The sequence below is a fragment of the Thiohalophilus thiocyanatoxydans genome (assembly GCF_004366735.1).
GTDB classification, from domain to species: domain Bacteria; phylum Pseudomonadota; class Gammaproteobacteria; order UBA6429; family Thiohalophilaceae; genus Thiohalophilus; species Thiohalophilus thiocyanatoxydans.
Window position 1 is genome coordinate 12,160 of the sequence record NZ_SOQX01000002.1, and the last position, 13,349, is coordinate 25,508.

Genomic DNA, 13,349 nt, shown 5'->3' on the forward strand with positions numbered 1-13,349 from the left:
TAATCTTTCTCTGCGTCCTGGCGTCTCTGCGAGAGATACCATGCCGATCCGACGAATGCCAGGTAGCGCTGCGCGCAACCTGGCCTACACTTTATCTGCCATCTGCCATCTGCCATCTGCCATCTGCCATCTGCCATCTGCCATCTGCCATCTGCCATCTGCCATCTGCCATCTGCCATCTGCCATCTGCCAACTTCGCTTAATCGTTCTCTGCGTTGAGATATTTTATCCCGCTTCCGCCACCGCCTCCCCGAACCAGAACCGGCTGTCCATCTCCAGAAACTGCTGGAAGTGGATGTAGTGTGAGCCGTCACAGGAGAAGGTGAGCCCGACCATGCCGTTGATGATGTTGAACGAGGCGGAGCGCAGGTAGATGGTTTCGTCCGCGTGGCGCAGGGCCTTGAACTGATCCAGCACACGGCCGATGTCCTCGAAGCTGACCTGGGTGCGCTCATGCGTGGGGCGGCGCGGGTAGGCGAGGCAGCGTTCGGGATCGACGATCTCATCGAGCATGTGGATGTTGTAGTCATACGGATCGTCAAGCGACCAGAAGGAAGCGCGGGAGCTGGAGAAGTGGATCTTGACGTGAAAAATGCCGTGATGGCGCAGCATGTCGGCGATGCTGTTCATTACTTCGCCGAGTACCTTGTCCATGGCGCTGATGCTGCGCTGTTGCTGGAACACGGTGCCGCGGATCGCCGGGTCGCCCTTGTACTGGCTCCAGCCGGCCGAGGCCGGGGGGTTGCCGCGCTGGCTGTGCAAATCGTCGACGTGGTAGTCGGCGGCAATGAAGCCGAGGATCGCGTCACCCTGACACACGGCCTGGATGGCGGTGATGCAGGGGCGCAGGCTGTGACGGCTGGTATAGACCGGTGACAGGGTGAAGCCCTGCCAGGGCAGAGTACGCTTTAAATAGGGCCGGCCGGTGAGATCCAGACCGCGCCACTGGGTATCGAGCTGCTTGTTCTCCACGTTGGCGGAGATCAGGATGTGTTGGGTGTTCACCGCATAAAGCATGTGGCAGTGGGGCAGTCGTTCCAGTCCCTGCCACAGCACCTGATCCAGCCGGGCGGGTTCCTGCCAGACAGTGGCCGCCTCTACGGCGAGGGCGGTCAGCGGCTCGGCCGCGAGGCTGGCGAGCAGTTGTTTTTGATAGGTAATGCGATCCTTGAAGGCTGACATAATGCTCCATCCATGTGGTTGTCGAGTCTTTCTATTCCTGTACTGGTATTCAAATAGTGTGCCGTCCATTCTCCCCGCAGTGTGTGACAGGCGGATGACGTTTGTCTTTCGCGGCAAATGTGCCGGGGTTGCGCGGGGATCGCGACAGGCTGGCTCATGGTACCATGTCCCCTGATCTCAAGAGCGGATATCTAACCCCCTATGGCCAAGAGCAAGATTGTCTATTCCTGCACCGAATGCGGCAGCCAGGCACCAAAATGGGCCGGGCAGTGCGGTGACTGCGGGGCGTGGAACACGCTGGTGGAGGTGACGGCGGTGGGCGGCGGCAGTCGCAGCGCCCGCTTTACCGGGTTTACCGGCGAGGCGAGCGGCCAGCGGGTGCAGCGCCTCGCCGAGGTGGGCGCCGAGGATGTGACGCGGGTGGCCACGGGGATCGGCGAGTTCGATCGGGTGCTGGGCAGCGGGCTGGTACCCGGCTCGGTGGTGCTGCTGGGCGGCGATCCGGGGATCGGCAAATCGACCCTGCTGTTGCAGACCGTGGTCAGTCTGGCCGAACAGCTCTCGCCTTTGTACATCACCGGCGAGGAGTCGCTGCAGCAGGTCGGGTTGCGCGCCCAGCGGCTGGGACTGGCCGCCGGCGATCTGCGCCTGCTGGCGGAGACCCGCATCGAGGACATTCTGGCCATCGCCCAGCAGGAGCAGCCGCGGGTGCTGGTGATCGACTCCATCCAGACGGTCTATACCGACGAGGTGACCTCGGCGCCCGGCTCGGTGAGCCAGGTGCGCGAGTCGGCGGCGCAGCTGGTGCGCTACGCCAAGCAGACCGGCACCGCGCTGTTTCTGGTCGGGCACGTGACCAAGGAGGGCAACCTGGCCGGCCCGCGGGTGCTGGAGCACATGGTCGATACGGTGCTCTATTTCGAGGGCGATTCCGGCAGCCGTTACCGGCTGGTGCGGGCGATGAAAAACCGCTTCGGCGCGGTCAACGAGCTGGGCGTGTTCGCCATGACCGACAAGGGGCTGCGCGAGGTGAATAACCCTTCCGCGATCTTTTTATCCCGCCACGACGAGGCGGTGCCCGGCAGTGTCATTCTGGTTACCCTGGAGGGCAGCCGGCCGCTGCTGGTGGAGGTGCAGGCGCTGGTCGACGACAGCCAGCTGAGCAACCCGCGCCGGGTGACCACCGGGCTGGAACACAATCGCCTGGCCATGCTGCTGGCGGTGCTGCATCGCCATGCCGGGGTGGTGTGCGCCGATCAGGACGTGTTCGCCAACGTGGTCGGCGGCGTGCGGGTGAGCGAAACCGCCGCCGATCTGGCGGTGATCCTGGCGGTGATATCGAGCCTGCGCAACAAGACCCTGCCACAGGATCTGGTGGTGTTCGGCGAAATCGGCCTGGCCGGCGAAATCCGTCCCGTCCCCAACGGTCAGGACCGTTTGAACGAGGCGGCCAAGCACGGCTTCAAACGCGCCGTCGTCCCCAAGGGCAACGCCCCGCGCAAACCCATTGACGGCCTGCAGATCACCGCCGTCAGCCGGCTGGAAGAACTGCTGGATCTCTTTTAAACGATTCGGTTAATTAACGCGGAGTTCGCAGAGGCGCAGAGTCGCGGAGAAAATAATAATCCGTACCTCGGCGTTTCCGCGCCTATGCGACCTCCACGTTATTTCCCAGATACGAGAGAAGACCAACGAAAACACCGAATGAATTGATTCGGTTTAGTTCGGTGTTTTCAGTGTGTCGGTGGTTTTTTTGACTCGTTAGAAATAATGTAAAGCTGCGAGAAAAACGATTCATTGAATCCTCTGCGTCTCCGCGCCTCTGCGACCTCCGCGTTATTTCCCGGATGACGAGAGAAGATCACCGAAAACACCGAATGCATTGATTCGGTTTAGTTCGGTGTTTTCAGTGTCTTGGTGGTTTTTTGACTCGTTAGAAATACTGTAAAGCTGCGAGAAGAACGATTCATTGAATCCTCTGCGTCTCCGCGCCTCTGCGACCTCCGCGTTATTTCCCAGAGGATGAGAGAAGGGGATTATTCAATCAGACTCGAGCAGTTCGGCCAGTTCGCGTTCGAGCAGGGCGGGATCGCCGAGGTTGAGTTCGAGCAGCCGGTGCAGGTGACTGGCGCTGTCCAGGTCCATCTGTTCGAAGTGCAGGCCGAGGCGATCTGCTTCGTCGTGGGTGATCCGGACCTCGAAAGCCGGATGGACGGCATCGCTCAGTCGCAGTTGCAGGATCAACACGCGCGTGATGTTAGCCGGCCAGTTGGCGGGACGTTGAACCAGCGCGCCGCGCAGGCTGATGTCGAGTATATCGGTTTGCCACTGCCGGTGGTCGGCGGGATCGATCAGCTGCACCTCGCCGTCGAAGGGAATCCGGGTAAAGTGTCGCCGTTCAAAGGAGCCGGTCATGCTCAGTCCAGAAAGAACTGCATCTTGATGTTGCCGATCTGAATGGTGTTGCCGTCCTGCAGTTTGTGGCTGTGTTCGCCCAGCGGCTGGTTGTCCACCAGCGGCGGATGATCGCCTTCCAGGTGGGAGAGAAAATAGCCGTCGTTGCGCCGGGTGATGACCGCGGTGGCGATGCCCGGTTTGCCCAGGTTGGTCATGGAACGGTTCAGGCTCAGGGTCTTGCCCAGGTTCTGCCCATTGAGGATCTGCAACCAGCCCTGGCGCGATTCATGGCTGACTTCGGGTTCGGCCGGTTGCGACGGCGCGACTTCCTCGATCCCGGGCGGTTGCTCCGCGCTGGCCATGTGGGGATCGTCTTCGTATTTGTAGGCGAGGGTGTGTTTGCCGACGCGGATGACATCCCCGTCCTTGAGCAGGTGCTTGGCGATCTTCTCCTGCCCGACATAGGTGCCGCCTTCGCTGTCGAGATCCAACAGCACCGAGGTCTGATCCCGGGTATCGATGCGTGCGTGTTGCGGCGAGACCGCCAGACTGTCGATATGGATGGTGCAGTCGGGATCGCGACCGATCAACATGCTGCCCTTGAGCACCGGGTAGACGCGTAGCATGCTTCCCTTGAATGACAGCGTCAGCTTGGACACGTAGGACTCGGCTCCCGGTGTAGTGGCGTGAATAAAAAAACGATATTTATCGTAGAATTATAGTTGATTATTAATGTTATTATACAACTGCGCCGCAGGATAGTCCCGATTTTGACCGTCTGTCTGCAATTTATGGCCTTACATCCACCGGCAACCGGGCGCGGGTTCGGCCGGCCGGGGCACCCACTGGTTTCAGGTTGTGCCTGATTTCCCCCTGTCTGGCGGGACGATTTGCCAGTTGGGATCGATATGCACGGTTTTCACCGCGTTGCCGGTGGTCTGGACGATTTCGATCGGGTAGTTGGCGATTAGCAGGCTGGTGCCCGGGTCCGGGATATGTTCCAGGTATTCGAGGATCAGGCCGTTGAGGGTCTTGGGGCCCTCAACGGGCAGCTCCCACTCCAGCGCCTTGTTGAGTTCGCGAATGGTGATACTGCCGTCGACCAGGTAGGTGCCGTCGTCCTGGATATGGATGTCACGACTGGAGGCGGCCGGATCGGTGGTGAACTCGCCAACGATCTCTTCGAGAATATCCTCCAGGGTCACCAATCCCTGAATATCGCCGTACTCGTTGACCACCAGCGCGATACGCCGGCGCTCGTGCTGAAAATTGAGCAACTGGGTGTGCAGTGGCGTACCTTCTGGGACGAAATAGGCGTCACGAATGATCTTGCGAAAGCTCTCCTTGTCCAGCTCGTCCTGCTGGAAAAGTCGCACGGCCCGGCGCAGATGCACCATGCCGATTACATGGTCGATATCCCCTTCGTAAACCGGCATGCGGGTGTGCTGACTTTCGGTCAGTTGCTGGGCGATCTCCTCCCACTCGTCGGCCAGATCGATACCAACGATCTCGTTGCGCGGGACCATGATGTCATCGACGCTGACTTTCTCCAGATCCAGAATGCTCAGCAGCATCTCCTGATGGCGTTGCGGGATCATGCTGCCGGCCTCGCTGACCACCACGCGCAGTTCCTCGCTGCTCAGGGTCATGCGCCCGGCTTCATCGAGTCGGACCCCGAACACCCGGAGCAGGCCGTTGGAGAGGCGGGTGATCAACCAGACCAGCGGGTAAAAGATTTTCAGCAGCGGGGCCAGAACGTAGGAGGCGGGCAGGGCATAGCGCTCCGGGTTGAAAGCCGCCAGGGTCTTGGGTGTGACCTCGGAGAAGATCAGTACGACAATGGTCAGGGCGATGGTCGCGATCCAGATGCCCGACTCGCCGAACAGCCGGATACCGATCAGCGTGGCAATCGCCGAGGCCAGGATATTGACGAAGTTGTTGCCCAGCAGAATGACCCCGATCAGGCGATCGGGCCGGGTCAGCAGGCGTTCGGCCAGTTGCGCTCCCTTGTGCTGTTTTTCGGAGAGGTTGCGCAGCCGATAGCGATTGAGGCTCATCAGCCCCGTTTCGGAGCCGGAGAAAAATCCCGACATAATCAACAGAAAGACGAGTATGCCGATGAGCATACCAAGGGGTAATTCGTTCAAGAACGCGCTGCCTCTTGCGGATTTGGGAGTAAGTGGATTACGCAGGACATGGCTGACAGTGTCAAGGTTTCAGGTGCCGTGGTCCCGGCGTGTTGTTTACGCCTGATGAAGGATCAGCTCGATAACAAACTTGCTGCCGAAATAGGCCAGCATCAGGGCGATAAAGGCGGCAATGGTCCAGCGAATGGCCACGCGTCCGCGCCAGCCGAACTGGATGCGTCCCCAGAGCAGGATGGCAAACAGGATCCAGGCGATGATCGACAACACGGTTTTGTGAACCAGGTGCTGGGCGAACAGATCCTCCAGATAGAAGCCGCCGCTGAGCAGTGAAACGCTCAACACGATAAAGCCCAGGCCGATCATCTGGAACAGCATGGTTTCCATGGTCTCCAGCGGCGGCAGCGCGCGCAGGATACCGCCCGGCTGTTTGTTGTGCAGATGCGCTTCCTGGAAATACAACAGGATGGCCTGCACCACGGCGATGCTCAGCAGGCTGTAGGCGAGAATCGAGATCAGAATATGAAATTCCAGACCGGCACTCAGATCCCGCGCCAGATACTGGTGTTCGTCACTGAGCAGGCGTAACAGCACGGTCAGGGCGGTAAACGGCAGGACGACGATGCCGAGGGATTCGATGGGGCGGGTGAACGATGACAGAATCAGTAACAGCGCCACCAGCCAGCCCACCAGGCTGAAAACGGTGTAGAAACCGACATCCAGACCGGCATCGGTCCACAACAGTTGCCAGAGCAGGCTGCCGTGCAGCGCCACCGCCACCAGGCCGATCAGCAACGGGCGCAAGCGGGCGGCCTGCTGCGCCATGGCGCCGCCGATCAGACGTTGCCATAGCAGGCCGCCGGCCAGCAGGTACAGGAGTATGCCGGCCACGCCGGGCAAGAACAGATTCAACGCGAGGGAATTCATCACGGGCAAATCATCGCACAGCTCGATCGGTGAAGGAAGTATATATCTTCCGGCGCGGCGTGGATCGGACAGGGCGTTCACGGTGCACGGTCGCCGGATCGGGTTGCGGATAGGCGTCGGCGGGGCGAATTGCCGCCATTGTCGGCTAATCGTCGCGTTAAGCCTATAAAATGGCTGATTATCAAGCTCTTAGACTTGTGACTCTGGTGGCATTTTGGTTTACTTGAAAATGGCATCATTGGACTCGTTATAAAAAGGGGTGAAGCATGATTCAGATTGGCGGAGTTAGGGCTTAACTAGATGGAATTGCAGGTTTTAGGTTGCAGCGGCGGTGTCGGCGACGGTTTGCGTACCACCACGATGAAGTTGGGCCAGGAGATTCTGATCGATGCCGGCACCGGTGTGGGCGATCTGACCCTGGAGCAGATGACCGATCTGCGGCATATTTTCCTCACCCATTCGCATCTGGATCACATCGCCAGCATTCCCCTGCTGGTGGACAGTGTGTTCGAGCATCTGCACGAACCGCTGACCATCCACGCCCTGGATGCGACCCTCGATGCCCTGCGCACGCACATTTTCAACAATGTCATCTGGCCCGACTTTGCCGCGCTGCCGCATCCTGATCGGCCGGTGCTGCGTTATCAGCCGATGCAGCCGGGCGAAAGCCGGCAAGTGGGGGAGCTGCAGTTCGAGATGGTGCCGGTCAATCACGTGGTCCCCGGAGTGGGCTATATCGTGCGCAATACCCGGCGGGTATTCGCTTTCAGTGGCGATACCACCACCAATGACACCTTCTGGGCCCGGCTCAACCAGCTGGATCGGCTGGACATGCTGATCGTCGAGGCCGCCTTCCCGGATCGCGATATCGACATCTGCCGCCGTGCCGGCCATTATTGCCCCTCGCTGCTGGCGGAAGATCTCCTCAAGCTGCGCCACCGGCCCGAGATCTACATCTCCCACAACAAGCCGGGTGACGAGGACGAGATTTATGACGAGTGTCGCCGCGTTATCACCACCCATCACCTCAATCGCCTCTCGGCGGGCAGTCGTTTCACGTTATAATCCTCCCGTGGCCGCTGCAGCGGTCGGGTTCAATTCAAGTGAGGCAGTATGTTTGATGGTCTGAGCGAGCGACTTGGCCAGACGGTGCGTAACCTGCGGGGTGTCGGCCGGCTGACTGAGGAGAATATCAAGGACACTCTGCGCGAGGTGCGCATGGCCCTGCTGGAGGCCGATGTGGCCCTGCCGGTGGTCAAGGAATTTACCGATCACGTGCGAGAGAAGGCGCTGGGCGAGGATGTGCTCAAAAGCCTGACCCCGGGTCAGGCGCTGATCAAGATCGTCAACGATGAACTGGTCGCGCTGATGGGCGCGGCCAACGACAGTCTGGATCTGAGCGTGACCCCGCCGGCGGTGATCCTGCTGGCCGGCCTGCAGGGCTCGGGCAAGACCACCAGCGCCGGCAAGCTGGCTCGCTGGCTGCAGGAGAACCAGAAAAAATCGGTCATGCTGGTCAGTACCGACATCTATCGCCCGGCGGCCATCGATCAGCTGGAGACCGTGGCCGGCCAGGTGGAGGCCGAATTCTGCCCCAGTGCCAGTGACGAGGATCCGGTGAAAATTGCCCAACGGGCGCTGGAGCAGGCGAAGGTCAAGCACAAGGATGTCTTGATTGTGGATACCGCCGGGCGACTGCACATCGACGAGACCATGATGGACGAGGTGCGGCGTCTGCACGAGGCGGTCCAGCCGGTCGAGACCCTGTTCGTGGTCGACAGCATGACCGGTCAGGACGCAGCCAACACCGCGCGCGCCTTCCACGATGCGCTGCCGCTGACCGGGGTGATCCTGACCAAGACCGATGGTGACGCCCGCGGCGGGGCGGCGCTGTCGATTCGCCAGATCACCGGCAAGCCGATCAAGTTCCTCGGTACCGGCGAGAAGACCACCGCGCTGGAGCCCTTTCATCCGGATCGGATCGCCTCGCGCATCCTGGGCATGGGCGACGTGGTCTCCCTGGTCGAAGAGGCCCAGGGCCAGATCGATGTGGACGAGGCCGAGAAGATGGCGGCCAAGCTCAAGAAGGGCAAGGGCTTCGATCTGGAGGATTTTCTCGCCCAGTTCCAGCAGATGAAAAAAATGGGCGGGCTCTCCAGCCTGATGGACAAGCTGCCCGGTATGCCCAATGTGCCCCAGGGGGCGATGGATGCGGCGGCCGGCGAGCAGCAGATGAAGCGCATGGAGGCGATCATCCGCTCCATGACCCCCGCGGAGCGGCGCAAACCGGATCTGATCAAGGGCTCACGCAAGCGGCGCATCGCCGGGGGCTCCGGCACCCAGATCCAGGACGTCAACCGGCTGCTCAAGCAGTTTACCCAGATGCAGAAGATGATGAAGAAAATGAAAGGCGGCGGCATGGCCAAGATGATGCGCGGCCTCAAGGGCGGCAACCTGCCGCCGGGGTTGATGTAACCGCCCGGAAGGCGTGCGGGGTACAGCCCGAGCCTCGAAACAGGGCGAAAACCGCCGAAGACACGTTTTATTCAGGGGCTTCAATGGCTGACGCTGTAGTCAGTGACCGGGGCGGGTAAATTTTCCCGCAAAATGGCTCTAAACCCTTCACTTTTCCGCCATTTTCAGTACAATGCCCCCCTCTTTTCGGGAAGGCTGTCCGACCGCGAGTCGTGACGGCCTCAATTTATTTGGTACAAGAGGTTATAAGTCGCGATGGTAACCATACGTTTGGCACGCGCCGGCGCTAAAAAACGCCCTTTCTATCACATCGTGGTCACGGACTCCCGTAACCGCCGGGATGGCAGCTATCTCGAGCGCCTGGGGTTCTTCAACCCGGTGGCCACCGGTAACGAGGTGCGTCTGAACCTGGACAGTGAGCGTATTTCTCACTGGATCAGCAAGGGCGCCCAGGCTTCCGAACGGGTCAGCAAACTCGTCAAGGAACAGCAGAAACGGGCCACAGCGGCGTAAGACGCTGTAACACCGCCTGGATCCCGAAGACGGGCCATGCCGGGCGGAGGACTGCGACAGGCCATGCAACATGCCGATGACATGATTGTGTTGGGGCATATAAGTGGCCTGTTTGGTGTCCAGGGCTGGGTGAAGGTCTATTCCCATACCGAACCTCGCGACAACATTTTGCGTTATTCCCCCTGGTATCTGTCGATCGAGGGCGAATGGCGGCCCTATCCGGTGGCACAGGGCAAGCAGCACGGCAAGACGCTGATCGCCCGACTGGAATCGTGCGCGGATCGCGACAACGCCGCGGCGCTGGTCGGCAAGGAGATCGCCGTGACCCGGGCCCAGCTGCCGGCACTGGATGAGGGCGATTATTACTGGCGGGATCTGCTGGGCTTGCAGGTTATCAACCTGGGCGAGCGGAATCTGGGCCAGGTGACGAACCTGATGGAAACCGGCGCCAATGATGTGCTGGTGGTCGAGTCGCAGCAAGACGGCGAGAGACACGAACGGCTGATCCCCTTTATCCGCGAACAGGTGATCAAAAACGTGGATCTCGAGCAGGGCGTGATACGCGTCGACTGGGATCCGGATTATTGATTCATGCCGGGCAACGGTATGAAGGTGAAGTGACATGCGCTTTGATTTTGTCACCCTGTTTCCGGAGATGTTCAGCGCGGTCACCGGCGCCGGAATCACCGGCCGGGCACTGAGCCGCGGTCTGGTCGAGGTGGGACTCTACAATCCGCGCGACTATACCGCGGACCGTTACCAGACGGTGGACGACCGCCCCTACGGCGGCGGCCCCGGGATGGTGATGCTGTTCGAGCCGCTGCGTGATGCGATTCGTGATGCACGTGGCAGCGGCGACGCCGCGGGACGGGTAATCTACCTGTCACCGCAGGGGCGCAAACTGGATCAGGCCGGACTCGAAGCGTTGTCCCGCCACTCGCACCTGATACTGGTGTGTGGTCGCTACGAAGGGATCGACGAGCGGCTGATTCAGGCCGAGGTCGACGAGGAGTGGTCCATCGGTGACTACGTTCTCAGTGGCGGCGAACTGGCCGCCATGGTGATGATGGACGGAATCACCCGGTTGTTGCCCGACGCGCTGGGCCACGAGGATTCGGCGCAACAGGATTCTTTTTCGGACGGGCTGCTGGATTTTCCGCAGTTTACCCGGCCGGAGATGATAGAAGGCAGGCAAGTCCCGCCGGTATTGCTCAGTGGCGATCACAAGGCCATCGAGCGCTGGCGGCTCAAACAGGCGCTGGGTCGAACCTGGCTGCGACGTCCCGATTTACTCGAGACGTTCGAACTGGATGAGGAACAACAGACTTTGCTCGCGGAATTTATCCACGAGCAGGATATTGAATAACGAGGCACGAGCTTGGGAGCGATGAGCATGAGTAACATTATCGACCAGTTAGACGCGGAACAGATGAACAAGGAAATCCCGGAGTTCGGCCCCGGCGATACCGTCGTCGTTCAGGTAAAAGTGAAGGAAGGTACGCGCGAACGTCTGCAGGCCTATGAAGGCGTGGTGATCGCCAAGCGTAACCGCGGCCTCAACTCCTCGTTCACCGTGCGCAAGGTATCGTACGGTGAAGGTGTTGAGCGTGTTTTCCAGGTCTACAGCCCGACCCTGGCCGACATTCAGGTCAAGCGTCGCGGCGATGTGCGTCGTGCCAAGCTCTACTACCTGCGCGAACGTGCCGGCAAGTCTGCCCGCATCAAGGAAAAGCTCACCAAGTAAACTGGTGCGGCATGGCAGTCCGCTCGAACTACCGCGCGCCGGTAATCATAAAAACGGGTAACCCGCCAGGGTTACCCGTTTTTTTGTATTGGCGACGGCAATCCCGCGTGCGGGGGCCGCGCTGGCGCGGGATACTTGCTGCGCTGGTGCTGCTGATCGCGCCGCCGCTGGCCGCCGACGAATCCCTGCAGGAGGTACGCGCCCTGGCCGACAGCGGCGCCGCCACCCTGGCGATGCAGTTGCTCGATGAGCTGCAACCGACCATGCCTTCCCAACAGAGCGAATGGCTGGCGCTGGAGCGCGAACGGGTTCGGATCTATCGCCAGAGCGGTCAGTGGCAGCAACTGGCCAGCCGGTTGACCGGCTTTCCCCGCAATATGCCGGAGCAGGCCGTGCGCTGGGCCATGACCGAGCGGGCCAACGCCTTTTTGAAACTGGATAAACCGCGACGGGCCCTGTCGGTGTTGCAGGAGCTGATCTGGTTAATTGAGCCGGTCGAGGATGAATGGCTGCGCCGTTGGCGGGAACTGGTGATGATCAGTTACATTCGTCTGGGGCTGGCCGAAGACGCCTATCTGGCCAGTCGCCAGTTTTATCAGGACTATCCCCCGCAAAACCGTGAAGACCGCCTGTTGCAGGCGCGGATTCTGCTGATGAGCGATCGCCCCGGGGAGGTGCCAGAACTGCTGGCCGGCGAAGAGGATGCCGAAGCCGGCATGCTGACGCTGCTGGCCCAGTTGCGTGGTGACGTGCGTGCACCGAAGACAGTCATGCAGGCCGGCCTGCGTCACCTGCGCGGCAAATGGGTCAAGGCCGATAACCGCCACCATTTATGGGCGGTGATCGCCGAGGCGGCCCGGCGTAGCGGGGATCGGATCACCACCGCCAACGCCCTGGAGCATGTGCTGGCCGGGCATAGTACAGAACCCCTGCCGCCCGGTCTGTTCGACTATAACGCCGACAGCCTCTGGAACGCCTATGTGGATCTGGCCACCTATCTGGGCAACCAGCAACAGTTTCTGATCGGCGATGACGCGCCCTGGTTCAAGGCCGCGGAGCAGGCGCGGCGCAAGCAGCCGGTGCGCGCCCGATCCTATTACGCGGTATTAATGCTCAAGGGGCAGACCGCGGCCAGCCGCCAGCGCGCGGCCAAAGCGTTCATTGCCCTGATGCGCCAGCGTTCGCGCGGCGCCGCGCTGATGGAAGCGTTGTTTCTCGACAGCAAACAGTTTCGGCAGGTTGCGGCTATTCCGCTCAGCGTTCGACTGGAGCTGGTGGACATTGCGCTGGCGCGTTCGGAGATCGAACGCGCCTCGGCCCTGATGGCGAGTATCGAACAGGTGCCCGAAGACGAAGAGGCGTTTATCTGGCAATTACGCCGCGCGCGTATTCTGGTGCTGGGAGGTGAAGTGAGCAAGGGCCATCAGACCCTGCAGGATCTTCTGGCGTCGATGACACAGCCGCAGGAACAACAGCTGGATCAGGTGTTGCAAGTGGTGTTCGATCTGCAGACCGCCGGGGCGCATGAGGAGGCACTGGATCTTTTTGCGATACTGCAAGAACTGACCACCGACACCAAACGTAAACGCGAACTTTATTACTGGATGGCCGATTCCCATCAGTCCCGGGAACAGTTTGCCGAGGCGGCCCGTCTGTATCTTAAATCCGCCATGTTGATCGGCGCCGATGCCATGGATCCCTGGGCGCAGACCGCCCGCTATCAGGCCGGGGTCGCCCTGTCGCGGGCGGGCCTGGTGGACGATGCCCGGGCGCTGTTTGAACACCTGCTGCGGGTGACCGAGGATAAAAGTCGCAAAGCAGTGTTGCGCCAGGAGTTGCAAAAGCTGTGGTTGCTGGAAGGCGGACGCAGTGGTGACGCCGCCGCACCTGCCACGGATGACGCCGCGGCAAACCGGTTTCAGGCGCCCGCGGCCTCCCGTTCGCCGCAGTAAACTCAAAGGGCGGGA

Annotated in this window: 13 protein-coding genes; 8 read left to right on the top strand and 5 right to left on the bottom strand. The window is 60.7% G+C overall.

The features are described from left to right. Positions 1-225: 225 nt before the first annotated feature. Positions 226-1,182 carry a PDC sensor domain-containing protein gene (locus tag EDC23_RS03695; RefSeq protein WP_134081345.1) on the bottom strand — a complete coding sequence of 319 codons (957 nt, stop codon included), beginning with the start codon at positions 1,180-1,182 and terminating at the stop codon, positions 226-228. 201 nt (positions 1,183-1,383) lie between these two features. On the opposite strand from EDC23_RS03695, the gene radA reads away from it, so the two are divergent. After that, positions 1,384-2,748 carry a DNA repair protein RadA gene (radA, locus tag EDC23_RS03700; RefSeq protein WP_134081347.1) on the top strand — a complete coding sequence of 455 codons (1,365 nt, stop codon included), beginning with the start codon at positions 1,384-1,386 and terminating at the stop codon, positions 2,746-2,748. A 474-nt stretch (positions 2,749-3,222) separates the two neighbouring features. Here radA and EDC23_RS03705 read toward each other — a convergent pair whose 3' ends face one another. From EDC23_RS03705 to EDC23_RS03720, 4 genes are all read right to left on the bottom strand, one after another. Continuing rightward, on the bottom strand, positions 3,223-3,597 hold the full coding sequence (locus tag EDC23_RS03705; protein WP_134081349.1) for a PilZ domain-containing protein: 375 nt from the start codon (positions 3,595-3,597) through the stop codon (positions 3,223-3,225). Between the two features lie 2 nt (positions 3,598-3,599). After that, positions 3,600-4,238: an FHA domain-containing protein gene (locus tag EDC23_RS03710; RefSeq protein WP_134081351.1), complete on the bottom strand. Its 639-nt coding sequence runs from the start codon at positions 4,236-4,238 to the stop codon at positions 3,600-3,602. A gap of 192 nt (positions 4,239-4,430) precedes the next feature. Beyond that, on the bottom strand, positions 4,431-5,726 hold the full coding sequence (locus EDC23_RS03715; protein WP_243830707.1) for an HlyC/CorC family transporter: 1,296 nt from the start codon (positions 5,724-5,726) through the stop codon (positions 4,431-4,433). A gap of 96 nt (positions 5,727-5,822) precedes the next feature. Beyond that, a complete protein-coding gene (locus EDC23_RS03720; RefSeq protein WP_134082449.1) occupies positions 5,823-6,650 on the bottom strand; it encodes a cytochrome C assembly family protein in 828 nt (275 codons plus the stop codon). A gap of 300 nt (positions 6,651-6,950) precedes the next feature. Here EDC23_RS03720 and EDC23_RS03725 point away from each other — a divergent pair, with 300 nt between their 5' ends. From EDC23_RS03725 to EDC23_RS03755, 7 genes are all read left to right on the top strand, one after another. Next, entirely contained in the window at positions 6,951-7,715 is a 765-nt protein-coding gene (locus EDC23_RS03725; protein ID WP_134081353.1) for an MBL fold metallo-hydrolase, read from the top strand. A 48-nt stretch (positions 7,716-7,763) separates the two neighbouring features. Next, positions 7,764-9,125: a signal recognition particle protein gene (ffh, locus tag EDC23_RS03730; RefSeq protein ID WP_134081355.1), complete on the top strand. Its 1,362-nt coding sequence runs from the start codon at positions 7,764-7,766 to the stop codon at positions 9,123-9,125. A 255-nt stretch (positions 9,126-9,380) separates the two neighbouring features. Then, complete coding sequence (rpsP, locus tag EDC23_RS03735; protein WP_134081357.1) at positions 9,381-9,638, top strand: 30S ribosomal protein S16; 258 nt, start codon at positions 9,381-9,383, stop codon at positions 9,636-9,638. 51 nt (positions 9,639-9,689) lie between these two features. Beyond that, entirely contained in the window at positions 9,690-10,226 is a 537-nt protein-coding gene (rimM, locus tag EDC23_RS03740; RefSeq protein WP_399359075.1) for a ribosome maturation factor RimM, read from the top strand. 34 nt (positions 10,227-10,260) lie between these two features. Next, positions 10,261-11,004, top strand: coding sequence for a tRNA (guanosine(37)-N1)-methyltransferase TrmD (gene trmD, locus EDC23_RS03745; RefSeq protein WP_134081361.1), 744 nt, complete (start codon positions 10,261-10,263; stop codon positions 11,002-11,004). Between the two features lie 27 nt (positions 11,005-11,031). Continuing rightward, positions 11,032-11,382 carry a 50S ribosomal protein L19 gene (gene rplS, locus EDC23_RS03750; protein ID WP_134081363.1) on the top strand — a complete coding sequence of 117 codons (351 nt, stop codon included), beginning with the start codon at positions 11,032-11,034 and terminating at the stop codon, positions 11,380-11,382. An 83-nt stretch (positions 11,383-11,465) separates the two neighbouring features. Beyond that, entirely contained in the window at positions 11,466-13,334 is a 1,869-nt protein-coding gene (locus tag EDC23_RS03755) for a tetratricopeptide repeat protein (RefSeq protein WP_134081365.1), read from the top strand. Positions 13,335-13,349: the final 15 nt, after the last annotated feature.

Coding starts and splice junctions, on each gene's coding strand:
- EDC23_RS03695 (WP_134081345.1), bottom strand. CDS start 1,182: ATGTCAGCCTTCAAGGATCGCATTACCTATCAAAAACAACTGCTCGCC.
- radA (WP_134081347.1), top strand. CDS start 1,384: ATGGCCAAGAGCAAGATTGTCTATTCCTGCACCGAATGCGGCAGCCAG.
- EDC23_RS03705 (WP_134081349.1), bottom strand. CDS start 3,597: ATGACCGGCTCCTTTGAACGGCGACACTTTACCCGGATTCCCTTCGAC.
- EDC23_RS03720 (WP_134082449.1), bottom strand. CDS start 6,650: ATGAATTCCCTCGCGTTGAATCTGTTCTTGCCCGGCGTGGCCGGCATA.
- EDC23_RS03725 (WP_134081353.1), top strand. CDS start 6,951: ATGGAATTGCAGGTTTTAGGTTGCAGCGGCGGTGTCGGCGACGGTTTG.
- ffh (WP_134081355.1), top strand. CDS start 7,764: ATGTTTGATGGTCTGAGCGAGCGACTTGGCCAGACGGTGCGTAACCTG.
- rpsP (WP_134081357.1), top strand. CDS start 9,381: ATGGTAACCATACGTTTGGCACGCGCCGGCGCTAAAAAACGCCCTTTC.
- trmD (WP_134081361.1), top strand. CDS start 10,261: ATGCGCTTTGATTTTGTCACCCTGTTTCCGGAGATGTTCAGCGCGGTC.
- rplS (WP_134081363.1), top strand. CDS start 11,032: ATGAGTAACATTATCGACCAGTTAGACGCGGAACAGATGAACAAGGAA.